The sequence below is a fragment of the Nevskia sp. genome, from assembly GCF_021732705.1.
In the GTDB taxonomy this organism is placed as follows: Bacteria; Pseudomonadota; Gammaproteobacteria; order Nevskiales; family Nevskiaceae; genus Nevskia.
The window spans coordinates 318,563-342,679 of the sequence record NZ_JAKFUM010000010.1 but is presented as its reverse complement, the minus strand read 5'-3'; the positions used below and the strand labels follow the sequence as shown (position 1 = coordinate 342,679).

Below are 24,117 nucleotides of genomic sequence, written 5' to 3'. Positions count from 1 at the left end.
GGGGCCGCGGTGCGGGGTCGGAGATCAGCGGCGCTTGGTCAGCGAGCCGAGCAGGCCGCGCAGCAGTTGCCGTCCGACCTCGCGGCCAACCTGCGAACCGACGCTGCGGACCACGCTCTTGGCCGCGGCTTCGAACACCGTCTCGCGATTTGAAGTCTTCGGTGCCGCCGGCTTGCGGCCCGCCGGGGCCGGCGTCGCGGCCGGTGGCTGGGCGCTGCCCGAATCCCACCAGTTGCCACCGGCGACCGGCGGCGCGGCAGCAGGCGCTTCCGCCTCGGCCGCAGGGGCTGCGCGTGCCGACAGCTTCTCGTATGCCGATTCGCGATCCACCGCCGTGTCGTACTTGCTGCCGACCGGGCTGCGGCTGCGGACGGTCTTGCGCTCGTCCGGGCTGATCGCGCCTATGCGCGAGCGCGGCGGCCGGATCAGCGTGCGCTCGACCACACCCGGCACGCCGCCTTCGCCGAGGCAGGACACCAGCGCTTCGCCAACCCCGAGCTGCTGGATGACGTCCGCGACATCGAGCGTCGGGTTCGCGCGGAAGGTTTCGGCCGCGGCCTTCACCGCCTTCTGGTCGCGCGGCGTGAATGCCCGCAGCGCGTGCTGCACGCGGTTGCCGAGCTGGCCGAGCACGGTGTCCGGAAGATCCAGCGGGTTCTGCGTGACGAAATAGACGCCCACACCCTTCGAGCGGATCAGGCGCACGACCTGCTCGACCTTGTCGACCAGCGCTTTCGGCGCGTCCTTGAACAGCAGATGCGCCTCATCGAAGAAGAACACCAGCTTCGGCTTGTCGAGGTCGCCGGCTTCCGGCAGGCGTTCGAACAGCTCGGCCAGCAGCCACAGCAGGAACGTCGAGTACAGCGCCGGCTTCTGGTACAGCTTGTCGGCGGCGAGGATGTTGATGACGCCGCGGCCCATCATGTCCTGCCGCATCAGGTCGGTCAGGTCGAGCGCCGGCTCGCCGAAGAAGTCTTCGGCGCCATCCGCTTCGAGTGCGATCAGCCCGCGCTGGATCGCGCCGATCGAGGCTTTCGAGATCAGGCCGTAGTCCGGGCCGAGGGTCTTGGCGTTCTCGGAGACGTGATTCAGCGCCGCCTTCAGATCCTTCAGATCGAGCAGCAGCAGGCCGCTGTCATCGCAGAACTTGAACACCAGTTGCAGCACCGCTTCCTGCACGTCCGACAGGTTCAGCAGGCGCGACAGCAGCAGCGGCCCCATGTCGGAAATCGTGCCGCGCAGCGGGTGGCCCTGCTCGCCGAACACATCCCAGAACACCACCGGGTAGATCGTCGGCTGGAAATTCGCGAGACCAATGGCGGCCGCGCGTTCGACCAGCTTCGGCTTCGCTTCCCCGGCCATCGACAGGCCGGACAGATCGCCCTTGATGTCCGCCGCGAACACCGGCACGCCGAGATCGGCAAAGCCTTCGCACAGCCCCTGCAGCGTCACCGTCTTGCCGGTACCGGTGGCGCCGGCGACCAGACCGTGGCGGTTGCCGTACTTCGCGAGCAGCCACTGCTGGGGGCTGTCGGCGGCGGCTCCTTTGCCGATGAGAACGTTGTTTTCCATGCGTTTGCGGGCGACGGTCGGGGGCGGGAGCCATAGCTTCGGGGGTGCCGGCCACGATGGCAAACACCCCCGGCCCGCCGTGCGCGGTCAGCGGCCGAGCGGCCCGGCGCAGCTGTCGTCGCTGGTATCGACGGTCGGCAGCACGGTCTCGATCCACTGCGTGATCAGCGACGCGGCCTCGCCATGGGTGACGCTGCGCGCGACCGGCGGCATCCGCACGCCGGCCTCGCTCGACGCCACGCGGAACGGCAGGATCGAGGTCCCGGCATCGCGCGGCACGATGTCGTAGCGCCGGCCTTCGCCGGAGCCGCGGCCGGCGGCGATCGGCCGCTTGCAGATGCCGTAGCGCACGTTGACGGCGCGGAACGAATCGAGGAACAGCCCGGAATTCGCCGCCGAGCCGCCGCCGGAATGGCAGTGCGCGCAGTTCACTTCGAGATAGGCGCGCACGCGGTGGTGGACGTCGGCATCGGAGCCCGGCAGGTCGCCGGCATCGCCCCGCACATTGAAGCGCGGCAGCCGTTCGATCCGGGCGAGATCGGCCGGCAGCCCGGTCAGCAGGCCGCGCTGGCTGAGGTACTGCAACTGGTTCTGCGTGGTGCCGTCCGGATAGCGGTGGCTCTTGTTCAGGTTGCGCGCCTTCGGGCCGATCGGTGCGGCACCGGCTTCGCGGTCGTCATTGCCGTGGCAGGTGACGCAGTTCAGCGCCGCCGGGATCGCGTAGCGCGGCACGCTGCCGGTGTAGCGCAGGCGCTGGCCGTTGGCGCCGACCACTTCCGGATCCGGGTCGACATAGTCGTAGCTGACGCTCGCCGAGCCGCCTTCGACATGCAGCTCCGCCACGCGCTGGCCGTTGTCGAGCGTGCGCCAGATGTACGGCAGGCCGACCCAGGTGGCGCCGGTCGCGGTCTGTCGGCGGATCAGCAGCCGGGTCTCGACCACGTTCTCCGCACTGCCGTTCTTGAACGAGAAGCTCTTCGCGATGACCGTGCCGACCGGGAAATCGAGCGTCGCCACGACGCCGCTGCTGGCGCGGTCGCGGTAGCGCGCCGGCTGGCCGTCCGGAATGAACAGGAAGCGGTACTTGCTCGAGTAATCGCTGAACAGGGTCGTGTTCAGCTCGTATTCGACACCCTGCACCGGGTTGCTGCGGGGATCGGCGGCGTTGGCGAACAGGCCGTACTGGTCGAGTCGCGGGCAGTTGTAGGCGAGCGCGGCGCGGTTGATCGCACCCGGCGCGCCGCCATTGCAGGCCGCGAGCACTTCGGCGTCGCTCGGGCGCCGGTCGCCGTTGGCCAGATCGGGCACGAACGGCAGCTGCAAGGTCGGCGCCGGACGCGCCGGCAGCGTGCAGCGATGCGGCGCCAGGCTGGTGGTCGCCGGGCGCAGCAGGTCGCGCGCGAGCACGGCGGGATCGCTTGAAGTCAGTCGGGCGTTGACGAATGGAGTGGCGAACGCGGTCAGCAGCCGGGTGTTGCTGAACTGGTTGTCGTCGGTGATGCACAGGCCGTTTTCCGGCAGCTTCAGCGCGCCGGCGGCATCGAACTTCCACGCGTTGTAGCGCGCGCCATTGCAGTTCGGGCCGGGATCGGTCGGGCCGTAGTTCGGTCGGCCGCGCTCGTCGGTGCGCGATTCGACGCGACCAGTCTCGTTCGGATTCGGCTGGTTCAGCGGCACGCCGGAGGCATCGCGCGGCACTTCGGTACAGCCGTTGGCGCTGTCGATGCCGCCATCCCAGACGATGTGGGCGGAGCGGCCGCCGTTCTTCAGCTTCAGCAGCAGTGGCAGCAGCGACGCCGCGCCGCGCTGCGGGCTGGGCAGCTGGATGGTGCCGCCGTTGTCGCGGAAGCGGTTGCCGTGCACGGCGATGCCTTCCGGATAGAAGTCGTAGCGCAGGTCGGGCTCGTTCGGATCGATCAGCCCGTAGTTGACGATGCCGAGGCCGAGCGTGTCGTGATCGCTGATCTCGTTGTCGTAGATCTCGAGCTGGTCGGAGGCCAGCACCAGCATGCCGGTGCCTTTCGGCACGTTGCCGACGATGTTGCCGGCCGGCGCGAAGTTCGGGAAGTTGTTGTTGAACGCGCGATTGCCGTGCACCAGGTTCTTCTCGCCGTATTGCGCGAGGCCCGGCAGATCGAAGATCAAGAAGCCGCCAGTGTTGTTGGTCGCGATGTTGTCGACGAATTCCGCGCGGTAGGTGTTCTCGAACTCGAAGCCGGCCACGTTGTACTCGGCTCGCGTGCGGCGGACGATGACATCCGAGGTCTGGCCGACGTAAATGCCGGCATCGCTGGCGCCGAACGCTTCGGAATCCTCGATCAGCACGTGCTGGCACAGCACCGGATAGAGCCCGTAGGCGCCGTGGCGGCTGCAGGAATTCGGGGCGTCGAGCCGGGTCGAGCAGGTGGCGTAGTCGGACCAGCGCGCACGCACGTCGCGGAAGGTGACGAAGCGGCTGCGGAACACGCGGATCGAATTGCCCGGCGTGTCCTCGACGGTGAAGCCCTGCATGACGATGCCATCGGCATGGCTGACATTCAGGCCTTCGGCGGCATCGGAGCCGCTGAAGTTCAGGATCGTCCGGTCACGACCCGCACCCTTGATCGTGATGCCGCGCTTGTTGTTCAGGATCAGCCCGGTGCTCAGCTCGAAGCGCCCGGCACAGAAAGCGATGGTGTCGCCTTCGCGGGCATCGAAGAACGCCACCAGCGTGTCGCGCGTCGCGTTCGGGCCGGGGCAGATCGTGTAGGTGCGCGGCGTCTGGACGGCACTGGCACCGCCGGTGCCAGTGACGCCAGCAGCGCCAGTTCCGGCGCCGGTTCCGGCGCCGCTGCCGCCGATGACTGTGGCGGCCGACGTCGCCGCGGGTGTTGCCGCGGGGGTCAGCGCCGCATCCGGGGCACCGCGACCGCAGCCGGCAAGCACGGCGGCGACCAGCGTCAGTGTGGCGGTCAGGCGGGCGAACGGGCTCGCGCGCAGCGGCCCCCGAGCGGTCTGGGTCATGCGGATCTCCCTTCGGCGGCGGCCTCGGTCGGGCCGCCTTGTCGTGGTGTCCGTCGATCGTCGCCCGAAGCGCCGCCGTGCCCAATGGTAAATCCGTCCCGTGCGGCGCTTGCAGGGCGCAGCACGCGACGGACGGCGGTGCCGTTCCCGCCGTCGCGTCGTTGTCAGCCGCTCGAAGTCCTCGCTTGCGCGATGACCGGGTGCTGCCGGCTCAGCGCGCGGCGCGACAGGCGGCGAACACCTGCGCCGGGCTGTCGCCGGCCAGCGTGCGGGCGACGAACAGCGCCGGCGGGCAGGTGGTGCCCTGCGGCGTGTAGTCGCCCAGCACGTCGATCGGCGCCCGGTCGGCCGGCACGCGGGTGATCGCGCCGGCGAAATCCGGGCGGCTCAGGATCTGGCGATAGATCAGGAAGCCGTTGTCGATCAACCCGGCATTCGGCAGGAAGGCGAAGCCGTTGCGCGCGTCGGCGCCGAGTGGCCGGCCGTGGATGCTGCCGATCACGGCGTGGAAGAAGCCGTCGCCGTCGATCGTGGCTTCGCGGTCGGCGACGCAGGCCAGCACGGTCTGCAGCGCCTGCCGGTTCTGGCACAGCGACCAGTAACGGACATCGGGCAGTGCCGCGCCGCCGAACGCCGGGTAGCTCGGCGCGCGGAACCGGACCAGCACCAGATCGTCGCGGTTGTCGATCCGGGCCGACATGAAGCCGGCGTTCTGGTTGTAGACCACACCGGTGCCGAGACCGCCGCCGAGGCCGCGATAGACCTCGAACGGCACGTCGCGCGAGCCGCCGCCGCTGCGGATCGCATCGATCGGCACGGTCGGCAGCAGCAGGCTGCTGACCGCGCTCTCCGGCAACAGCACGTCCGCGCTGCCGAGCAGCGGCAGGTCCGGGCCGTCGCCGCAGGCCACGACGTCGATCGGCGCATCCGCGCTGGGACTGCCGTCGTGACGCTCGTAGCGGATGGCCGGCAGCGGCACCGAGCCGACCGACAGATAGGCCCGCAGGAACAGGTAGTTGCGCACGGCCGGCAGCAGCGATCGGCCGGCATACAGCGTGTTCGGTGCGCGCTGGGCCGGCGGATCGGTGAATTCGACGAACACGGTGTAGCGACCGCCGGGGCGAACCGCGGGATCGATCCGCGTGATGTCGGCGAACGGCGACTGGCTGCCCGGATCCGGCCGGATCTCGTGATCAGCCAGCACGTCGACCGCATTGAATGCCGGGCCGTACAGCTGGAACGAGAAGTAGCGCACCGCGAGGTAGTCACCGGAAATCCGCAGCCGCACGCCGTCCGGCCGCGCCCGCGGAATCGTCAGCCGGAAATACCGGGCATGCGTTTCCGGGTAAGCCGTATTGCCGTCCGGTTCGATCCACGAACAGGCATTGCTGCCGTTGCGCGGCTGGATCGACGCTTCCGGCGTGGCACGCGGCAGCTCGTCCTGAGCGGAAATCTTGACTGTCGTCAATGACAGCAGCGAGGCCACGAAAGCCGTTGCCAGCGAGAATCTTGAAACACGGAAGGTCGACACGGGTGCTCCTGCGTTGAATGGGTGCAGGAACGATACTGATCGGCCGAAACCGCGCGTATACGAATAAAAACTATGGATATCGTCGTGGTCCGATCCAGAAAGCGACTGTTTCCGATCCGCCCTCGTCGAGCGTCGTGCAGACGGCCGGATTCAAGCGGGATTCGGCGTTCCCGATCTGATCAAACCATTGAAAAAGCGAAATTAAATTTCAATGATTCGATTTTTCGACATGACCCTGCCGGCACTGGTCTCTAAGCTCATGCTTCCAGCTGTCCAGTTTCAATGCCAACAAAGACTAACGATATCTTCTGGAATTAAAGCTTTTTTATTTTATATCTTCAGAAAGCATTATAAATTCATGATTGTTGATGATGAGACGCGGGTCTGCACCGGCACGGCTTCCGCCCGCTGACAGCAACAAAAAAGCCGGTGCGGCCATGCCACACCGGCTTCGGCAAAGGCCGGGCGCCTTTGCCTGATCCGCAAGGGTCTTGCTCAGGGCACGATCGGAGCCGCCAGCGGCGAGGCCACATCGTCGACAAACACTTTCAGCACCTGGAAATGGTTCGGCAGCAGCAGGCCGGTCGCGAACGCGTGATTGGTGACCAGCGCGTTGCCGGCACCGTCGAATGCCAGATTGGCCGGTGAATCGAACGGCGCGAACAGGTTCAGGCCGGGATTGCCGATGCGGGCGAACTCGCTGCCATCCGGGTTCAGCACCGACAGCCCGTTCGAACCCGGCAAGGCCAGCACCACGTACAGCCGGCCGCTGGCTCCGAACGCGATGCCGTCCGGCCCACCCGCGTAATAGCGGTGGAACTCGACCAGATCGGCCCGCTGCGGCGACGGCACCAGCGGCAGGCTGTAGACATGCCCGATGCCGAGCAGATCAACGGTCACGGTGAAGTAGATGCGGCTGCGATCCGGCGAGATCCGCAGGCCGTTGACGCCGACGTACGGCGACGCCAGCCGCGAATCCTGGAACCACACCTGCGGCGCGCCGCCGCCGGCCGGCACTCGCCAGATCGTCGCCTGCAGGCTGTCGCTGACATAGAGATTGCCGGCGTCATCAAACGCCAGATCGTTCGGCAGCGCCGGCAGGTTGACCGGTGTCGGCGAGCACGGCGGGCCGCTCAGGATGCCGCAGGCGCGCAGGTTCGGGTACGGCGGCGTGTACGCCTGCTGCACGGCGGTCTGCAGATCGAGCCGGAACGTGCCGAGCTGGTTGTTCAGCACGTACAGCCGGCCGCCGCCGTCGAACGTCAGGCAGGAATTCGCGTGTTCGGCACCGAACACCGTTTCGCCTTCGGTGACGAGCGTGCGCAGCAGCGCGCCGCTGCTCACGTCGTACTCGAACACGCGCGACGGCCGGCCGTTCAGCGCCGTGCCGAGCGTCGCCGGTCCGGCGACATAGAAGCGATCGCCGCGGACGGCGATGCCTTCGGGAAAGCCATTCGGAATCGGCACCTGGGCCAGCACCGAAACCTCGCCGTATTCGGCGGCGCGGCTGCCGGGCGAGGCGGCAAGCGCGAGAACGGCAGCAACGGCGGGAACCAGCACGGCGGCAAGACGATGGATCATGGCAGCGCTCCGGGTAGGTGGATGCGGAGTCGGCTCGGCCGTGTCGTCGTTCGGATTCGGCGCACCGACCGCGGCAGTGTGCGCGCCGGTCGGGCCATGGTGAAAGTGGCGTCGGGCGATGCCGGCGGACGCGGCGGCAGGCGCGCGATGCCTCGACGCGTGGAGACCGCTACTGCCGTGCCGTCTCGGACGACGTCGCGTAGCTCGACACCGGTTCCGGCAGATGTCCGGGGCGCGGCACCAGCGTCTTCAGCATCAGCTTGAAGTAGGCGCGAAAATCCTCGCCATCCGGAAACTGTTCCGGCGTATCGCGGTGCACCTGCTGGTTGCCGATGAACGTGGCGTAGGCAAACGTCGACCACAGGCGGGCATCGAGCGCTTCGAGGCCGAGATCGAGGTAGCACTTGTGCAGGTAGTCCAGCCGGTTTGCCGACACCCGCTTCACCGTCTCGCCGACGGCCGGATCGTCGCTCGCCGCGGCCAGCGCCAGATACAGACGGCCGGCCTTGTAGCTGGAATTGGCCTGCTTGAACAGGCGGACGATGCGCTCGTACGGATCGCTGATGTCGTCGACACCGGCGCGGGCATCGATGGTTTCGCGCTTTTCCCACAGCGCCAGCGCTTCGCGCAGCAGCGCCTCGCGGCTCGGGAAATGCCAGTAGAAACTGCCCTTGGTCACGCCCAGCCGCCGCGCCAGCGGCTCCACCGCCACTGCCTTGAGGCCACCGGCGGCCAGTGCCTCCAGTGCCGCCTCGGCCCAGGCTTCCACGCTCATGCTCGATTTCGCAGCGTCGGCAGCGCGGGCGCTGCGGCGGGTCGAAGGTGCGGCGGCAGTCATGTCGAGGCAGCGTCCAGCGTGAGGTCGAATCCGGACGGTACCGTACGGCCCGGTATGGGGCAAGCGAGGCCGAGACGCGAAAGGCGATGCGGGTCGCACCGCAGGCCGCGAATCCGGCGTTTCGTGCCGATCACGGCGGCGGCGGCCGATGCGCCATTGTCGCGACCGGTGCCCTTGCCTAGACTCGCGCTATGACGCGAACACTCCTGCCGCTGCTGCTGCTGTCGCTGCCCCTGCTGGCCGCGCACGCCGACATCTACAGCTGGGTCGACGCCAATAACGTCAAGCATTTCACCCAGGACGCGCCGCCGCGCGGCACGCCGTACACCCGGATCAAGCCGGACGCGGCGGCACCGAATCCGGCACCGGCGATCGATAGCCTGAAAAAGAGCCAGCAGGCGCGCGAAACCGCGCTGACCGGCGGTGCCAAGACCCGCGAAGCCGGGCTGCGGCTGAAGGCCGAAACGCTGGAGCGTTGCGCCAAGGCCCGCGAGCGGATCAGCTTTCTCGAAGAAAAGACCGCTCGCCGCCTGTTCCGGACCGGTCCGGACGGCCAGCCGGCGCGTTATACCGACGAAGAATTCGCCGCGGAGCTGAATCAGGCGCGCGCGCAGGAGTCGGCGAACTGCGTCTGATCGGCCGCAGGTCGGCCCTGCGGCCAGCCGATCACGGCGCCGTCAGCTGATGGCCGGATCGCCGTTGCGGGTCGACGCAATCGGCGCCGGCAACTGCTTCGGCATCACGAACCACAGGATCACGTAGGCCAGGATCCCGGGAAACGCCGCCGAGCAGATCGACACCAGCACGTACAGCACCCGCACGGCAGTCGGCGTCCAGCCGAAGAACTCGGCGATGCCGCCGCAGACGCCGGCGATCATCCGATGGTCCTGCGAACGCCAAAGCCGATGGTTGCTGGTCATGGTCCCTGCTCCTGAATGGGCGCCGACGCGAAAGGCGCGTCCGGCTGTGCATGCTTGGATGATTCCGGCAACGGTTCTGGATTCAAGGCCGCGAAAATTTTTGCCGCGCCCACGAAAAAGCCCGGCAGTGCCGGGCTTTTCGTGCATCTGAGAGGAAGGCGACGGCGCCGGAAGCGCCCGTCGGCTTACTTCTTCTTCGGTTCCGCCGGGGCGTCGCCCTTCTCGACCTTGATCAGCTCGACTTCGAAGATCAGCGTCTCGTTCGGGCCGATCTTGCCGCCGGCACCACGATCGCCATAGGCCAGCGCGGCCGGGATGTAGAACTTGGTCTTGCCGCCGACCTTCATCAGCTGCAGGCCTTCGGTCCAGCCCGGGATGACATTGGCGAGCGGGAACGTGACCGACTGGCCGCGATCGTACGAGCTGTCGAAGGTTTCGCCGTTCAGCAGCGTGCCCTTGTAGTTCACTTCGACCTTGTCCGACGGCGTCGGCGAGGCGCCGGTGCCTTCGGTCAGGGTTTCGTACTGCAGGCCCGACGCGGTGGTCTTCACGCCTTCCTTCTTGCCGTTCTCGGCGAGGAAGGTTTCACCCTTGGTCTTCGCTTCCTCGGCCTGCTTGGCGCGATCGGCGACCTGCTTTTCCTGGATCTTCTTCGACACCGCGTTCTTGATGTCTTCGCGAGCCTGGTCGTTCAGGCGCGGCTCCTTGCCGGCGCTGACTTCGTCGAGGCCCTTCTTCAGCGCGGCGACGTCGACTTCATCCTTGACCGTCGCCAGCGAGCGGGCCAGGTCGACACCGATGGCGTAGCCGAACTTCTGCGAATCGGTCGCGAGGTCCGAACCATCGGCCGCCGGGGCGGCGGTGTCGGTGGCCGGCTTCGAGCAGGCGACGAAAAAGACGGCGCTGACAGCCAGCAGCAGCGCACGGTTGTGCTTGAGCACTTTTTGGAATCCTGTGAGGGGAAATGATGTGGACGGCGGACGTATGCAGTGGCCCGCCGTCGCCGCGCGCGGATTATAACGAACGCCCGGTTGCCGTCATCTTGACGTCAATCGGACACCGAAGCCCGCCAAAGACCACGGTTTTCAGCCTTCGGTTCCGCGCCTTTCGCCGCTGTCGGCGGTCTCGACGGCGCTGGTCGATGGCATCGCCGCCGGCCGATCGCCCTCGGCTGGCGACACGGGTGCGGCCGAATCGGTCCCTGTGGCCGCGGCCGAATCGCCGTCGTGCGGGTCGCGGTCGGCTGCCGGTTCCGCCGCCGTCGTCGCCGGGGTCCGCCGTCGAGCCAGCAGCTGCAGCAGCATCTGCCGGGTCTCGTCGCTGAGCAGTTCGACCGAGCGCTCGGCAATCCGGTCGCAGCGCGCATCGACGGTCAGCGCGCCACCGGCGCCGACCGAGACCAGCCCGATCTCGACGAGCGTGTCGAGATAGGCCGAGAACAGCGCCTTGTCGAAGAATTCCGGGGCATCGCGGCCGGTGAGCACGGCCATGCGTTCGGCCAGCAGTCGGCAGTCGTTCTCGAAGCGCTCGCGCTTCAGCTCCTGCCCGAGCTTCTTTTCCTCGGTCAGCAGCAGCACCGCCATCGCCTGGCGTTCCAGCGTTTCGCCGAGCACGCGACCCAGCGCGGCGAAGCCTGCGTACGACGGGCTGCCGACTTCCGGCCGGCGCAGACGACCGTCGACATCGCGGATCAGCAGGCCCGCCGCCAGCATGCGATCGAGGTAGCGGCGCGACACCGGCTCGCAATCCGCCACGTCCCACGGCAGGAAGAACTCGTTGCGCAGGAACGGGTACAGCGCGCGCACGCCGGTCAGCACGATTTCCTCGCTCAGCACGCCACGGGTGCGGAAGAACGCCGCGATCAGCGCCGGAACGGCGAACAGGTGCTGGATGTTGTTGCGGTTGTAGGTCATCAGCACGGCGTCCTTGCCGGCGGCGACCAGCAGATCGCCCCACGGGTGCGCGACGCGCTGGATGCGGGCAATCGGCGCGGCCCACGCGAGGATCGCCTTCGGATCGGCCGTCGGCAGCATCAGCTCGGCGCCGCCCGGCCACGGTTCCAGCAGATCGACGAAATGCGCGATCTGGTCGACCAGTTCGTCTTCGGTCGCCGCCCGGCGCGGGGCGGCGAGCAGTGCGCAGGCGGCGAGGCCGACCGGGCTCGCGATCGACGCCGCGCTGATCCGGCGCATGTGCGCGAACGCCAGCGACCGCACCCACTTCGGAAAGCCTTCCGGCCGCGCGTTCGGGTTCGCCGCCATCGCCTCGCGCCAGCCGGGCAGGTGGGCGTCGGCGTGGTCCTGCAGGATCGTCGCCTCGCCGAAATTGACGTAGGCGCGGCCGTAGCTCTTGCCGAGAATCTTCGTGGCCTTCAGCAGGCCTTCGGCCGATTCGCGCTGCTTCTGGCCGCCACGCAGTTCCTTGAAGTAGCTGCCGACCTCGAACACCTTGTCGTAGCCGATGAACACCGGCACCAGCGCCACCTTGCGCGCCTTCGAGCGCAGGCCGGATTCGGCCACCATCGCCAGCAAGCCGGTCTTCGGCGGCAGCAGGCGGCCGGTGCGCGAGCGCGTGCCCTCCGGGAAGAACTCGATCGAGTAGCCGCGGCGGATCAGGCTGTCGACGTAAGCACGGAACACGGCCGTGTACAGCGGATCGCCGGTGAACTTGCGGCGCATGTAGAACGCGCCGCCCTTGCGCAGCAGGCCGCCGACCGGCCAGAAATTCAGGTTGATGCCCGCCGCGATGTGCGGCACAACGAGGCCGGCGGTGTACAGCACGTAGCTCAGCAGCAGGTAATCGGCATGGCTGCGGTGCGACGGCATGAACACGATTTCGTGCGACTGCGCGAGCGTGCGCAGGCGTTCCATTCCCTGCACCTCGACGCCCTTGAACACGCGGTTCCAGATCGCCGTCAGCACCAGTTCCAGCACGCGGATCGTGGCCGACGAGTAGTCGGCGGCGATTTCCTCGGCGCACTTGCGCGCATGCGCCTCGGCTTTCTCCAGCGTGATCTTGTCGGCCTTGGCGCGGGCCTCGATCGCTTCGCGCACCGCGTCGGATTCGAGCAGCCCCTTCAGCACCACGCTGCGGCGCAGGAGTGTGGGGCCGAGGGCGGCGGTACGGGCGCGCAGAAAGTGGAAGTGCAGCGCACGGGGCAGCGCCCGCGCCAGCTTCTGCACGGCCTGCGCATCCTGCTCGGCCACGGTGCCGGCATTGGCGGCGGTGGCGACGACTTCGGTCGAGACGCCGGCGGAGACCAGATAGTCGCGGTAACCGAGCGGCTTGCCGAAGTTCGCCAGCACGTTGCGGCCGTTGGCGATCAGGATGAACAGCTTGCGCACGCGGCCGGCCTGCACGCTGTCGGCGAAGATCAGCTTGAACAGCGAGGTTTCCTTGCCCGGATCGCGGCCCCAGAAGATCGACACCGGCACGATCTGCACGTCGTAGCCGTCCTGCCCGGCGGCGGCCTTCATCATCCGCGCCAGATCGCTGCTGACCGTGCGGCCCGGCGCGAAGGTTTCGAGCAGCGCCGGCAGGTAGACCAGCCCGGCGCGTTCGGTCGTCGGCAAGGCGTTGACCATGCGCTGCGGCCGCGGCAGGCCGAGATCGCGGCAGATGCGCTCCAGTGCGAACAGGTCGATCCAACTGCGCTGCGGCAGCACGAACACGATCGGCTTCAGGGGATCCAGCCCGAGCGAGCCGGGCACGGCGTCCGGCGCGACGCGGTACTTCATCCAGCGGATCAGCGGCCGCGAGAACAGCCGGGCGATGACGAAGCTCAGCGCGATCAGCGCGGCGCTCATCGCGGCGCTCCGGGCTGGGCTGCGCGCCAGATTCGGGCGGCAGCGGGACGGCGGCGGTGGGCGTGGATCACGGGCAGGGGACAGGTTCCGGAGCGGGCGACGGCGGCTGCGTCGCTGATTTTTTCGTCGATTATAGAAGCCGGGGCGGATTCCGCCGGTTCCGGAGCGCCGCCTGACGGCGCGGCGCGCTGCGCTGCCCGTGGCGCGGCACGGACGCGGCGCGAAAACGACCAAAAATGAGGCAATCCGGCGAGTCGAACCGGAATCGTCGTGCTTTCGCAGGTTTTCGCGAGGGCGCGCCGCTGTCGAAGTTCGCAAAGCTGCGGACATTTCAAGCACATCGGCCGCCCGAAGGCCCGCCGTGCATGCTTTTTGCGCTGCACGATTGACCTTGTTCCGAGCCCGCCGCCATAGTCGGCGCTGATCCGCTTAACCCGATCCTTTCCAATGTCCAGTTCGAGCTTCTTCGGTCACCCGCGTGGCCTCGCGACCCTGTTCTTCACCGAAATGTGGGAACGCTTCACGTTTTACGGCATGCGCAGCCTGCTGGTGCTGTTCATGACGGCCTCGGTCGTCGGCGGCAATCCGGGCCTCGGTCTCACCGAAGGCGAAGCCAACGCCATCTACGGCCTGTACCTGTCGTGCGTCTATCTGTTCTCGCTGCCCGGCGGCTGGGTTGCCGATCGCCTGACTGGCCAGCGCACGGCGGTGATTGCCGGCGGCGTGATCATCGCGCTCGGCAATTTCATGCTGGCGGTCGGCGACCGCACGCTGTTCTTCCTCGGTCTCGTGGTGATCGTGCTCGGCGTGGGGCTGCTCAAGCCGAACATCAGCGCGATGGTCGGCAAGCTGTACGACGGCCTGCCGTCCGGCCAGCGCGATGCCGGCTTCTCGATCTTCTACATGGGCATCAATGTCGGCGCGGTGATGGCGCCGCTGCTGGTCGGCACCATCGGCGAGAAGATCTCGTGGCAGGTCGGCTTTGCCGGTGCCGGCGTGCTGATGCTGCTCGGCCTGATCCAGTTCCACGTGATGCGCAACACGCTGCCGCCGACCGCCGACGATTCCAGCGCCAAGACGCCGGAAGAGCGGCGCAAGGCCTGGACGGCCCTGTTCACCGGCCTTGGCCTGTTCGGCGCGCTGATCGCGTCGGCCGTGTTCGGTGCCTTCGATCTGGAGCCAGTCGCGATTGCCGAAAAGGTCGGCGTCGCCATCGTCATCATCGCGGCCTTCTTCTTCGGCTACGTCTTCCTGTTCGGCAAGCTGAGCTCGGACGAGGCCAAGCGGGTGTCGGTGATCCTGGTGCTGTTCTTCGGCGCCGCGACCTTCTTCATGGGCTTCGAGCTGGCCGGTTCGACCTTCAACCTGTTCGCCCGCGATTTCACCGATCGCAGCGCCTTCGGCAGCTTCTTCAGCGATGGCCAGCATCCGGCCAGCTGGTACCAGTCGCTGAACCCGCTGTTTGTCGTCGCGTTCTCGCCGGTGTTCGCGGCACTCTGGGTGCAGCTCGGCCGCCGCAACCTCGAACCGTCGATCCCGGCCAAGTTCGCGCTCGGCCTGATCCAGATGGGCCTCGGCTTCGTCGTCATCGCCTACGCCGCGCACATCGTCGTCACCGGCGGCGACGGCACCAAGGTGCTGCCGGTCTGGCTGCTGCTGACCTATCTGCTGCACACCTTCGGCGAGCTGTGCCTGTCGCCGATCGGCTTGAGCGCCGTGACCAAGCTGGCACCGCCGCGCTTCGTCAGCCAGATGATGGGCACCTGGTTCGCCGGCACCGCGCTCGGCAACCTGCTGTCGGGCCTGATCGCCGGACATCTCGGTGCCGACGACATCGCCAGCGCGCCGCACCGCTACCTGCTGATCTTCGCGCTGGCGCTGGTGCTCGGCCTGCTGATGGCGATCATGGTCAAGCCGATCAAGCGCCTGATGGGCGGCGTGCGCTGAGCCTGACGCCACGGGCACTCGACAAACAAACCTTTGCGGCCGGTCGGGCATCCGAAGCGATCGGGTGTCCGCATCCGCCAGAACAATGACAGGGGAGAATCCAATGACATCACGCACCATGCGTCACCTGCTGCCGGCCGGACTGGCCGCAAGCGTCGCGCTCGGACTTGCCGCCTGCGGCAAGACGCCGGCGCCGACCGGAACCACGGCACCGGCCGCCGGCGCAGCGGTCACCGCCGCCGATGCCGACCAGTTCGTCGCCGCCTTCAACAAGGAATACAAGGAACTCGGCAAGTACGCCGCGTCGGCCCAGTGGCTGCAGGCGACGTACATCACCGATGACTCGCAGCTGATCTCGTCGAAGGCCGGCGAGCAGGTGCTGGAGTTCAGCTACAACAAGGGTCAGGCGGCCAAGCCGTTCTACGTGCTGAAGGATCTGTCGCCGGTCACCGGCCGCGCGCTGGAGCTGATCAAGCTCGGCTCGGTCGCGCCGAGCGATCCGGCGGCGCGCACCGCGCTGTCGAAGGTGCTGTCGGACATGGAAGCGAACTACGGCAAGGGCCAGTGGTGCCACAAGAGCGCCGCCGGCAACGAGGAATGCCTGTCGCTGACGCAGATCGAGAAGATCGTCAACAACGTCGACTTCAAGAACAGCCCGGCGCAGATCGCCGAGGCCTGGGCGGGCTGGCACAGCACTGCCAAGCCGATCCGCGACGATTACCAGAACTTCGTCGGGCTCTACAACGGCGCGGCGAAGGAATCCGGCTTTGCCGATGCCGGTGAATGGTGGCGCGGCGGTTACGACATGAGCCCGGCCGACTTCTCGGCCGAGACCGAGCGGCTCTGGGGCCAGATGAAGCCGCTGTACGACGCGCTGCACTGCCATGTGCGGACCAAGCTGAACGAGAAGTACGGCGATGCCGTGGTGTCGAAGGACGGCCTGATCCCGGCGCACCTGCTCGGCAACATGTGGGCGCAGCAGTGGGGCAACGTCTATCCGCTGGTCGAGCCGTACAAGGGCGTGTCCGATCTCGATGTCAGCGCCTCGCTCAAGGCCCAGCGCGATGCCGAGTACAAGACCTTGCTGTCCGGCTTCAAGGGCAAGCCGACGACGGTCGATCTGGCCGAACTCGAACACAAGGCCGATGCCCAGTTCGCGGTCAAGATGACCAAGACCGCGGAAGACTTCTACACCTCGCTCGGCATGCAGCCGCTGCCGGCGTCGTTCTGGGACAAGTCGATGCTGGTCAAGCCGCGTGATCGCGATGTCGTCTGCCACGCGTCGGCCTGGCCGATGGATGGCGAGACCGATGTCCGCATCAAGCAGTGCATCGAGCCGGACGAAGAGTCGCTGACCACCATCCACCACGAACTCGGCCACATCTACTATTACCTGGCGTACAAGGACCAGCCGCCGGTGTTCCAGAGCGGCGCGCATGACGGCTTCCACGAAGCGATCGGCGATACCGTGACCTTGTCGCTGACGCCGGAGCATCTGAAGAAGATCGGCCTCGTCAAGGACGTGAAGACCGACGAGAAGGCGCTGATCAATTCGCAGATGAAGCTGGCGCTCGACAAGATCACCTTCCTGCCGTGGGGCAAGTTGGTCGACCAGTGGCGCTGGAAGGTGTTCTCCGGCGAAGTGCAGCCGGCCGACTACAACAAGGCCTGGTGGAAGCTGCGCGAGGAATACCAGGGCGTGGCGCCGCCGCTGGCGCGGACCGAGGAAGACTTCGATCCGGGTGCCAAGTACCACATCCCGGGCAACACGCCGTACACGCGCTACTTCCTCAGCTTCGTCATCCAGTTCCAGTTCCACAAGGCGCTGTGCGAAGCGGCCGGCTTCAAGGGCCCGCTGCACGAGTGCGACATCTACGGCAACAAGGCGGCGGGCGAGAAGTTCCTCGCGATGCTGAAGGAAGGCCAGAGCAAGCCGTGGCCGGAAACCTTCGAGAAGCTGACCGGCACCAAGCTGATGGATGCTTCGGCGATCCTCGAATACTTCGCGCCGCTGAACGACTACCTCAAGAAGCAGAACGAAGGTCACAGCTGCGGCTGGACGCCGCCGGCGGACCCGCTGGCCGGCCCGGCTCAGACGGCGCTGGCGCAGTAACGATTTTTCGGCGTGGTGCCTGCTTGATCGGCAGCGCCACGCGCGGTACACCACGGGGAGCGTCGCGAGGCGCTCCCCGTTTTCGTTGCAGCGGTGTCGGCACTCAAAGGACTCACGACATGAAGAAAGTTCTCAAGATCATCGGCGGCCTGCTGCTGGTGCTCGTGCTCGGCGCCGGGCTGTGGATCGCCAACGTCGGCTGGTACAAGCCGTATTCGATCGACCTCTTCTTCAACCGCGTGTTCGTGCGCTTCCTGTTCCAGAACCCGGAGCTGGTGACGAGCCTGGTGCCGCATCCGCTCGGCATCCGCTATTTCGATCGCCGGCTGGCCGATGGTTCGGTCGCCACGCAGCTGCGGCAGGCGGCATTCGTGCGCAGCGAGCGCGACGTGCTGCGCTCGTACGACCGCGCTGCGCTGAGCGAGGGCCAGCAGTTGTCGTACGACGTGCTCGACTTCTTCCTGAACACGACGGTCGAAGGCGAGGCCTTCCAGTTTCACGACTACCCGGTCAATCCGACGGCGGGCGTGCAGAGCGAACTGGTCAGCCTGATGCTCGGCCAGCATCCGGTGGACTCCGTCGCCGATGTCGACAGCTACAACGCCCGTCTGAGCCAGTTCGGCACGCGTTTCGAACAGATCATCGAAGGCCAGAAGCTGCGCGAATCGCGCGGCCTGCTGCCGCCGAAGTTCGTGGTCGAGAAATCGCTGAAGCAGATGCAGGATTTCATCGCCAAGGCGCCGAACGAGAATCCGCTGTACACCGGCCTGAAGGACAAGCTGGCAAAGCTCGAAGGTGTGGATGATGCGAAGCGCGCGGCCCTGCTGGCGCGGACCGAGACGATCATTCAGGGCACGGTCTATTCGGCGTTCGGCCGCCTGATCGAAACCTTCGAGGAACTGCAGACGAAGGTCACGGCCAACAACGGCGTCTGGGCGTTGCCCGATGGCGATGCCTTCTACGCGTGGTCGGTGAAGCAGCAGACCACGTCGAACCTGACGCCGAACGAAATCCACGAAATCGGCCTCGCCGAAGTCGCGCGGATCGAAGCCGAGATGAACGCGCTGCTGACGGAGAACGGTTACAAGGACGGCAGCGTCGGCAGCCGCGTCGTCGCGCTCGGGCAGGAGCCGCGCTTTCGCTATCCGGACACGGCCGACGGCCGGCAGCAGTGCCTCGACGATTTCCAGAAGATCATCGACGAGATCGATCAGGGTCTCGCACCGACCTTCGCCGTGCGGCCGAAGCTCGGCGTGAAGGTGCAGGCGATTCCGGCGTTCAAGGAAGCGAGTGCGCCCGGTGCCTATTACGAGCCGGGCGCGCTCGACGGTTCACGCCCCGGCGTGTTCTTCGTCAATCTGCGCAAGCTCGATGAAGTCGACAAGTTCGGCATGCGCACGCTCGCGTATCACGAAGCGATACCGGGACATCATTTTCAGATCGCCATCGCGCAGGAGATCAAGGGCGTGCCGATCTTCCGCAACGTGCTGCCGTTCAATGCCTACGCCGAAGGCTGGGCGCTGTATTCCGAGCGGCTGGCCTGGGAGCTTGGCTTCGAGAAGGACCCGTTCGACAACCTCGGCCGTCTGCAGGCCGAAATGTTCCGCGCCGTGCGCCTGGTCGTCGATACCGGCATGCACAAGAAGCGCTGGACTCGGGAGCAGGCGCTGGCCTATCTGATCGACAAGACCGGCATGGGCGAGATCGACGCCACGGCGGAGATCGAACGCTATCTGGTCTGGCCCGGTCAGGCGCTCGGCTACAAGCTCGGCATGCTCAAGATTCTGGAACTTCGCGAGCGGGCCAAGGCACAGCTCGGCGAGCGCTTCGATCTGAAGGAGTTCCATCAGGTGGTGCTCGGCAGCGGCTCGCTACCGCTGCCGGTGCTGGAAGCGCAGGTCAGCGCGTGGCTGGCGAAGAAGGCCGCCGGCTGACGCACGCCTACTGCCGCAGTTCGTAGGCGCCGATGTCGCAAGCCGGCCCGCGCCGGCCATCGTCGTCCGGCGGGCGATGGCTGCCGCGCTGGTCGAGCGCTTCGCAGTCGCCCGGAGTGTCCGCCACGACGGCATCCACCGCCGCGCTTCGCCGCAGCAGCTTGTGGCTGGCGGTCACGCCGCCGCCGAGGCGCAGCGGTTCCAGCACGGCGTTGAAAACGCGGCCGTTGTCGACGAGAATCTGGCCGCTGCAGTTGCCGTCGAGTCCCAGCACGGTGTTCCGCGCGCGGTAGCTGCCGACGGTGACGCAGTTGCGCCCGGACGCGTAGTCGCGCTCGCTTTCCGGGAAGACATAGCCGGGATTGCCGGCGATCAGCGCGCCAGACAGCGTGGCCTCGCCGAGATTGCGCAGCCCGCCGCCGATGTTGTCGGCAATGGTGACGAAGCGCAGGACGAGGCTGGCGCCGGCAGCGTTGCCGACCGCCCCGAGGTTCGCTTCGCCGCCGAGATTGCCGGAGACCGTGCTGTTGATCAGAGTCAGCACGCCGTGGTTGCTGATCGCCGGGTTGCCCTGACTCTGGGCTTCGATGCTGTTGCCGGCGATCAGCGACTGCGCGATCACGGCAACGCCGAGATTGATCAGCCCGGCACCGTCGCCATCGTCGTTGTCATCCGTGGCGCTGTTGTTCGAGACGCTGCTGCGGCGCATCGTCATCGTGCCTTCGTTGTACAGGCCTCCGCCGACGCCGCGGCCACTTTCACCGTTCGACACGCGGTTGAAGTTGATCGGGCAGTTCTCGAGGCTCAGCGTGCCGACGTTGGCGATGCCGCCGCCGCCGTTCCGGTTGAAGCCGCTCGCCGCGCGATTGCCGACGATGGCGACGGCCCGCAAGGCCGCGTTGCCGGCGTTGTAAAGGCCGCCGCCGAAGGTGATGCTCGCGCCCTGCGTGATCGTCAGCTGGTAGGCCTTCAACGTCGCGCCCGGCAGCACGTGCAAAACGCGGTCGCGCAGCGTGCCGCTGATGATCGTGCCAGCGCCGCTGCCGACCAGATTCAGCGTGTCGACGATGTCGAGATCGCCGGTCTCGTTGCCGTCTTCATCGACCTGATCTTCGGGAAAGTCGAGCGCGACCTGTCGCGTCAACCCGTAGGTTCCGGCGGGCACGGTGACGGTATCGCAGCCGCGACGCAGGTTCGCCGCCTGCACCGCTTCGCGCAGCGAGCAGTCGGCATCGCAGGCACCGTCGAAAGTGTCGGCGGTCTTGGTGACGCGGTACTGGTTGGCCTGCAGCGTGCCGGCCGCGAAGACCGCAGCAAGCATCGAAAGCTGCGCCAGCCGCGGCAGCAGTGTCTGAGTCGTCATCGGCGGTCTCCGGTTGCCCAGGCGCGAAGTCGTGCGCCGTCACCGGCGCGGCAATCGCGGACGGTCCAGACGCAGCAGCATCCCGCGTTCCCGCGCCGCAAGCCGGCCGTGATCGTGGCCCTATACTCGCCGCACACGAAAACCGGGAGTACAGCGATGTCGACGACGATGATGATGAGAAGGCGGCTGACGCAGTGCGCGTTGCTGGTGGCGGCACTCGGCCTCGGCGCGTGCAGCGATTCGTCGGAAGTCGTCGCTCCGGCACCGCCACCGACCGCCGCCTGCGCCAATCCAACCCAGCCGCAGGCGCTCGATCAAACGCTGCAGGTCAACCTGCCGACGGACTCGGACGCGACCGCCAACCCGGTGACGCCGACGACGATCTTCTTCACCTTGCTGCTGCCGGCGCGCTGCCCCGGTGACGCCTTCCCGGTGGTGCTGCAGAGCCACGGCTACGGCGGCTCGCGTTTGCGCACGCTTGCGGCGAACGGCGATCTGCCGACCACGCAGCCGCATTTTCCGTCGATCGACGGGCTGGCCCGGGCGCTGCCGTTCCATGGCTACGCCGTGATCAGCGTCGACGAGCGCGGCCATGGCGAATCGACCGGCGCCAACGCCCGCATCCTCGATCCGGCGCTGGAGATCCGGGACCTGCGCGCGATCCTCGACTGGGCCTACAGCAACGCCGCGACCTACAACTTCCAGCGCGAATCCGGCACCGGCATCGCCAACGACCTGCGCGTCGGCACGCTCGGCTACAGCTACGGCGGCGGCTTCCAGATGACCCTGGCCGCGCTCGATCCGCGCATCGACACCATCGTGCCGAACGGCACCTGGAACAATCTGCTGTACAGCCTGCTGCCCGGCGAAGGCGTGAAGCTGAGCTTCGATGGCCTGCTGTGCCTGCTGGCGACGACCGGCGGTGTCGCGAACACGCCGGTCGTGGCGACACTGTGCAATCAGGTCAGCATCAGCAATCCGCTGGCATCGACCATCCGCACCCGCGCCGATCTGATCGCCGCGCTCGGCCAGCCGACGGCGCGGCCCCGGCAGGTGGCGGAAGCGGAAGTCGATCCATTCTTCTACAGCCACAGCACGCGCTACTTCGAGACGCAGCAGGCGGCGAACCAGCCGTGGGGCTTCGGCGAGGCGCGGGCGCGTCTGCGGCCGGTACCGGCGCTGTTCCTGCAGGGCAATCGCGACACGCTGTTCAATCTGACCGAAGCGAGCTGGAACGCGAACTACTTTGCCGCGGCAGGCGCCGACGTGCGTCTGCTGTCGACCGAAGGCGGCCACATGAATCCGCTCGCCAATCAGGTCGAAGGCACCGCGAACTGCGGCACGGTGATCGGGCTGAACACGATCCTGAGCTGGTACGACCGCTATCTGAAGGGCATTCGCAGCGCGGCGTTCGACGCGATTCCGCGGGTCTGCCTGACCGTGGCCGATACCGTCGACGGCCAGCCGGGCGGCACGCCGGCCGGGCTGGTGCTGAACACGATGCCGGTCGGCTCGCAGAGCGGCGCCGGTGCCGTGCCGGCGGCTCTGGCCAGCGGCACGGTCGATGTCGGCGCGGTGCTCAGCTCGGCGCCGACCTTCCTGCCGGTCACCACCATCAGCGGCACTGGCCGCGTGCTCGCCGGCATTCCGCGGCTGACGTCGATCGAAGTGATCCGCGGCACCAGCGTCCTGCCGCGCACGGCGGTGGCCTATGTCGGCGTCGGCATTCGCCGCGCGGGCAGCCTGATCCTGGTCGACGATCAGGCCACGCCGTTCGTCGAGGGCCTGCACACGAACAATCGCGGGCACGGCAATTCGGTGGTGGCGCTGCCGGCCGTGGGCGAACAGCTGCAGGACGGCGACGAGGTCGGCCTGCTGTTCTACGAGCAGCAGGTGCAGTACGCCGCGATCCTGAGCGCCACGAGCTTCCCGAACCTGACCAATGTCGTGAACATCGCGCTGGGCGTGCCGATTCCGCCGATCGGCTCGGCGCTCGACGGCGCGCTGCTCGCCGCCCCGAATCCGTACACGGCGAATGTCGTCGGCGTGGAATTGCCGATCATCATTCCCGGCACGTTCCCGGGGGCCAGCCTGCGCCGCTGAGGCGCGATCGGGGACCACCGGCGGCAGCGGCTGATACCGCGCTGACATCATGTGTCAGCGCGGCAACATCGGCGTGATACCGGCGCGCTCTAGTCTGGGTTCATCGAAAGCAACCGCTTCGACCCCTGCACTGGAGAGCCACCATGAACACGATCAAGACCCTGCTGACCACCACCGCTGTCGTCGCGGCCTCGATGGCGGCATTTTCCGCCCACGCCACCGGCACCGGTTCGAGCGACTGCGGTCGCTGGCGCTGCGGCTTCAACGGCACCGAGCTGAACGGATTCACCGTCAACGGTTTCCGCCTGAACGGCATCACGCTGCAGGGCGTGGCGGCGAACGGCGTCCGCCTGAACGGCCCCGGTCTGATCCTGCAGGGGCCGGCCGCCAACGGCATTCGTCTGAACGGGCCCGGCATCGTGCTGCAGGGCCCGCAGGCCAACGGATTCGTCGACGGTCAGGACAGCGCGCCGATGGCCATCAAGCTCGCCAGCGGCAAGATCATTCGCCTGCGCTGATCGTCGACGCCAGCGCGGATTCGACGCGATGCGCTTCGTTGATCGGATGGCAACGGCCGTCTGCCTCGGCACCACGCTGCTGGCGCTGTCATCGGTCGCCCTGGCAGGCGCCGATGACAGTGACAGTGCCGGGCGGCTGACAATCGAAGGCTCGGCCTTCGTCCTCGAAGTCGGCGATGGAAGCGTGCTGCGCGGCGCCGAGCTGATCGGCGCCACCTTGTTCCTGCCAGTGAACGGCCAGCCGCCGGCTGAAGTGACGATCGCTTCGGTCACGCCGGACCCGCAACAGCCGGACCTGCTGCGCCACGAGTTCACTGTGCGCGGACCGGCCGGCCGCCCGGTTCCGGCCTGCACGCCGAACATCGACGGCGAAACCTGGGGCTTCCCGGTGGCGCTGCCGATCGGCCATCCCGGTCGTGAAGGGCCGATCACGATCACCTGCGCGTCCGGCGCCGTCGGCAAGTGCGCGCGCTTCGGCTACCGGCCGTGGGCAGCGGGTCCGCGCGGCGAGGATCTGGCGCCGCTCCATGCGGCCTGCGTGCACATGGTTCGCGCCGACTACTGCGGCGACAACCAGCCGCATACCAAGGACGGCACGGCGATCGACATCTACGACGATCTCGCGATCCAGACGCCGGGCAGTCGCGACGATCCTGCGTTCACCTTCGAGGCGGGCTGGACGCCGCGAGGCGCCGCCTGCATGGCCCGCACGCGCTGGCCCGATCTGGCCACGCGCGACGCGATCTTCAGGCAGTGCCCCAGGCTTGCGACGACACCGGTCTGTGACGAAGCGGCCGCCCGCCGCCTCGGTGCGCGCCTGTTCGACCGCACGCGGCGGGTGCCGGTGATCACGCCGCCGCGCGCCGGCCATTGACTCGACCGGCGGCT

Annotated in this window: 17 protein-coding genes; 8 read left to right on the top strand and 9 right to left on the bottom strand. The window is 67.4% G+C overall.

Features of this window, described 5'->3' with window-relative positions; translation table 11 throughout:
• Positions 1–24: 24 nt before the first annotated feature.
• The 3 genes from QZ951_RS12900 to QZ951_RS12890 all read right to left on the bottom strand — a co-directional run bounded on the left by QZ951_RS12900 (position 25) and on the right by QZ951_RS12890 (position 6,106).
• Positions 25–1,572 (bottom strand): helicase HerA-like domain-containing protein, encoded by a 1,548-nt coding sequence (locus tag QZ951_RS12900; protein WP_293001091.1) that lies wholly within the window; start codon positions 1,570–1,572, stop codon positions 25–27.
• 87 nt (positions 1,573–1,659) lie between these two features.
• A complete protein-coding gene (locus QZ951_RS12895) occupies positions 1,660–4,575 on the bottom strand; it encodes a parallel beta-helix domain-containing protein (RefSeq protein ID WP_293001090.1) in 2,916 nt (971 codons plus the stop codon).
• Between the two features lie 211 nt (positions 4,576–4,786).
• Positions 4,787–6,106: a hypothetical protein gene (locus QZ951_RS12890; protein ID WP_293001089.1), complete on the bottom strand. Its 1,320-nt coding sequence runs from the start codon at positions 6,104–6,106 to the stop codon at positions 4,787–4,789.
• Positions 6,107–6,335: 229 nt separating this feature from the next.
• Between QZ951_RS12890 and QZ951_RS12885 the strand changes: the two genes are divergently transcribed.
• Positions 6,336–6,518, top strand: coding sequence for a hypothetical protein (locus QZ951_RS12885; protein WP_293001088.1), 183 nt, complete (start codon positions 6,336–6,338; stop codon positions 6,516–6,518).
• Between the two features lie 83 nt (positions 6,519–6,601).
• Here QZ951_RS12885 and QZ951_RS12880 read toward each other — a convergent pair whose 3' ends face one another.
• Positions 6,602–7,687, bottom strand: a complete 1,086-nt coding sequence (locus QZ951_RS12880) for an SMP-30/gluconolactonase/LRE family protein (RefSeq protein WP_293001087.1) — start codon at positions 7,685–7,687, stop codon at positions 6,602–6,604.
• 169 nt (positions 7,688–7,856) lie between these two features.
• Positions 7,857–8,462, bottom strand: a complete 606-nt coding sequence (locus QZ951_RS12875) for a TetR/AcrR family transcriptional regulator (protein ID WP_293001086.1) — start codon at positions 8,460–8,462, stop codon at positions 7,857–7,859.
• A 254-nt stretch (positions 8,463–8,716) separates the two neighbouring features.
• On the opposite strand from QZ951_RS12875, the gene QZ951_RS12870 reads away from it, so the two are divergent.
• Positions 8,717–9,160, top strand: a complete 444-nt coding sequence (locus tag QZ951_RS12870) for a DUF4124 domain-containing protein (protein WP_293001085.1) — start codon at positions 8,717–8,719, stop codon at positions 9,158–9,160.
• Positions 9,161–9,202: 42 nt separating this feature from the next.
• Here the strand turns inward: QZ951_RS12870 and QZ951_RS12865 are convergent, their stop codons facing one another.
• The 3 genes from QZ951_RS12865 to plsB all read right to left on the bottom strand — a co-directional run bounded on the left by QZ951_RS12865 (position 9,203) and on the right by plsB (position 13,251).
• On the bottom strand, positions 9,203–9,445 hold the full coding sequence (locus QZ951_RS12865) for a PspC domain-containing protein (RefSeq protein ID WP_293001084.1): 243 nt from the start codon (positions 9,443–9,445) through the stop codon (positions 9,203–9,205).
• Positions 9,446–9,630: 185 nt separating this feature from the next.
• A complete protein-coding gene (locus tag QZ951_RS12860; RefSeq protein WP_293001083.1) occupies positions 9,631–10,386 on the bottom strand; it encodes an FKBP-type peptidyl-prolyl cis-trans isomerase in 756 nt (251 codons plus the stop codon).
• Positions 10,387–10,530: 144 nt separating this feature from the next.
• The gene (gene plsB, locus QZ951_RS12855; protein WP_293001082.1) at positions 10,531–13,251 is read right to left on the bottom strand and encodes a glycerol-3-phosphate 1-O-acyltransferase PlsB; all 2,721 of its coding nucleotides are present in this window, start codon (positions 13,249–13,251) and stop codon (positions 10,531–10,533) included.
• A gap of 447 nt (positions 13,252–13,698) precedes the next feature.
• Between plsB and QZ951_RS12850 the strand changes: the two genes are divergently transcribed.
• The 3 genes from QZ951_RS12850 to QZ951_RS12840 all read left to right on the top strand — a co-directional run bounded on the left by QZ951_RS12850 (position 13,699) and on the right by QZ951_RS12840 (position 19,245).
• Positions 13,699–15,198, top strand: coding sequence for an oligopeptide:H+ symporter (locus QZ951_RS12850; protein ID WP_293001081.1), 1,500 nt, complete (start codon positions 13,699–13,701; stop codon positions 15,196–15,198).
• A gap of 103 nt (positions 15,199–15,301) precedes the next feature.
• The gene (locus QZ951_RS12845; protein WP_293001080.1) at positions 15,302–17,311 is read left to right on the top strand and encodes a M2 family metallopeptidase; all 2,010 of its coding nucleotides are present in this window, start codon (positions 15,302–15,304) and stop codon (positions 17,309–17,311) included.
• Positions 17,312–17,430: 119 nt separating this feature from the next.
• Positions 17,431–19,245 carry a DUF885 family protein gene (locus QZ951_RS12840; RefSeq protein ID WP_293001079.1) on the top strand — a complete coding sequence of 605 codons (1,815 nt, stop codon included), beginning with the start codon at positions 17,431–17,433 and terminating at the stop codon, positions 19,243–19,245.
• Between the two features lie 7 nt (positions 19,246–19,252).
• On the opposite strand, the gene QZ951_RS12835 is transcribed toward QZ951_RS12840, so the two are convergent.
• On the bottom strand, positions 19,253–20,608 hold the full coding sequence (locus tag QZ951_RS12835; protein ID WP_293001078.1) for a CSLREA domain-containing protein: 1,356 nt from the start codon (positions 20,606–20,608) through the stop codon (positions 19,253–19,255).
• Between the two features lie 156 nt (positions 20,609–20,764).
• Here QZ951_RS12835 and QZ951_RS12830 point away from each other — a divergent pair, with 156 nt between their 5' ends.
• From QZ951_RS12830 to QZ951_RS12820, 3 genes are all read left to right on the top strand, one after another.
• The gene (locus QZ951_RS12830) at positions 20,765–22,711 is read left to right on the top strand and encodes a CocE/NonD family hydrolase (protein WP_293001077.1); all 1,947 of its coding nucleotides are present in this window, start codon (positions 20,765–20,767) and stop codon (positions 22,709–22,711) included.
• A 143-nt stretch (positions 22,712–22,854) separates the two neighbouring features.
• Positions 22,855–23,229, top strand: coding sequence for a hypothetical protein (locus tag QZ951_RS12825; protein WP_293001076.1), 375 nt, complete (start codon positions 22,855–22,857; stop codon positions 23,227–23,229).
• Between the two features lie 28 nt (positions 23,230–23,257).
• Positions 23,258–24,103 (top strand): ADYC domain-containing protein, encoded by an 846-nt coding sequence (locus tag QZ951_RS12820; protein WP_293001075.1) that lies wholly within the window; start codon positions 23,258–23,260, stop codon positions 24,101–24,103.
• The last annotated feature ends 14 nt before the right edge of the window (positions 24,104–24,117 follow it).

Bases quoted from the DNA above. Each gene is read 5' to 3' on its own strand.
- QZ951_RS12900 (WP_293001091.1), bottom strand. From the start codon at position 1,572: ATGGAAAACAACGTTCTCATCGGCAAAGGAGCCGCCGCCGACAGCCCC.
- QZ951_RS12895 (WP_293001090.1), bottom strand. From the start codon at position 4,575: ATGACCCAGACCGCTCGGGGGCCGCTGCGCGCGAGCCCGTTCGCCCGC.
- QZ951_RS12885 (WP_293001088.1), top strand. From the start codon at position 6,336: ATGACCCTGCCGGCACTGGTCTCTAAGCTCATGCTTCCAGCTGTCCAG.
- QZ951_RS12880 (WP_293001087.1), bottom strand. From the start codon at position 7,687: ATGATCCATCGTCTTGCCGCCGTGCTGGTTCCCGCCGTTGCTGCCGTT.
- QZ951_RS12875 (WP_293001086.1), bottom strand. From the start codon at position 8,462: ATGAGCGTGGAAGCCTGGGCCGAGGCGGCACTGGAGGCACTGGCCGCC.
- QZ951_RS12870 (WP_293001085.1), top strand. From the start codon at position 8,717: ATGACGCGAACACTCCTGCCGCTGCTGCTGCTGTCGCTGCCCCTGCTG.
- QZ951_RS12865 (WP_293001084.1), bottom strand. From the start codon at position 9,445: ATGACCAGCAACCATCGGCTTTGGCGTTCGCAGGACCATCGGATGATC.
- plsB (WP_293001082.1), bottom strand. From the start codon at position 13,251: ATGAGCGCCGCGCTGATCGCGCTGAGCTTCGTCATCGCCCGGCTGTTC.
- QZ951_RS12850 (WP_293001081.1), top strand. From the start codon at position 13,699: ATGTCCAGTTCGAGCTTCTTCGGTCACCCGCGTGGCCTCGCGACCCTG.
- QZ951_RS12845 (WP_293001080.1), top strand. From the start codon at position 15,302: ATGACATCACGCACCATGCGTCACCTGCTGCCGGCCGGACTGGCCGCA.
- QZ951_RS12840 (WP_293001079.1), top strand. From the start codon at position 17,431: ATGAAGAAAGTTCTCAAGATCATCGGCGGCCTGCTGCTGGTGCTCGTG.
- QZ951_RS12835 (WP_293001078.1), bottom strand. From the start codon at position 20,608: ATGACGACTCAGACACTGCTGCCGCGGCTGGCGCAGCTTTCGATGCTT.
- QZ951_RS12830 (WP_293001077.1), top strand. From the start codon at position 20,765: ATGTCGACGACGATGATGATGAGAAGGCGGCTGACGCAGTGCGCGTTG.
- QZ951_RS12825 (WP_293001076.1), top strand. From the start codon at position 22,855: ATGAACACGATCAAGACCCTGCTGACCACCACCGCTGTCGTCGCGGCC.
- QZ951_RS12820 (WP_293001075.1), top strand. From the start codon at position 23,258: ATGCGCTTCGTTGATCGGATGGCAACGGCCGTCTGCCTCGGCACCACG.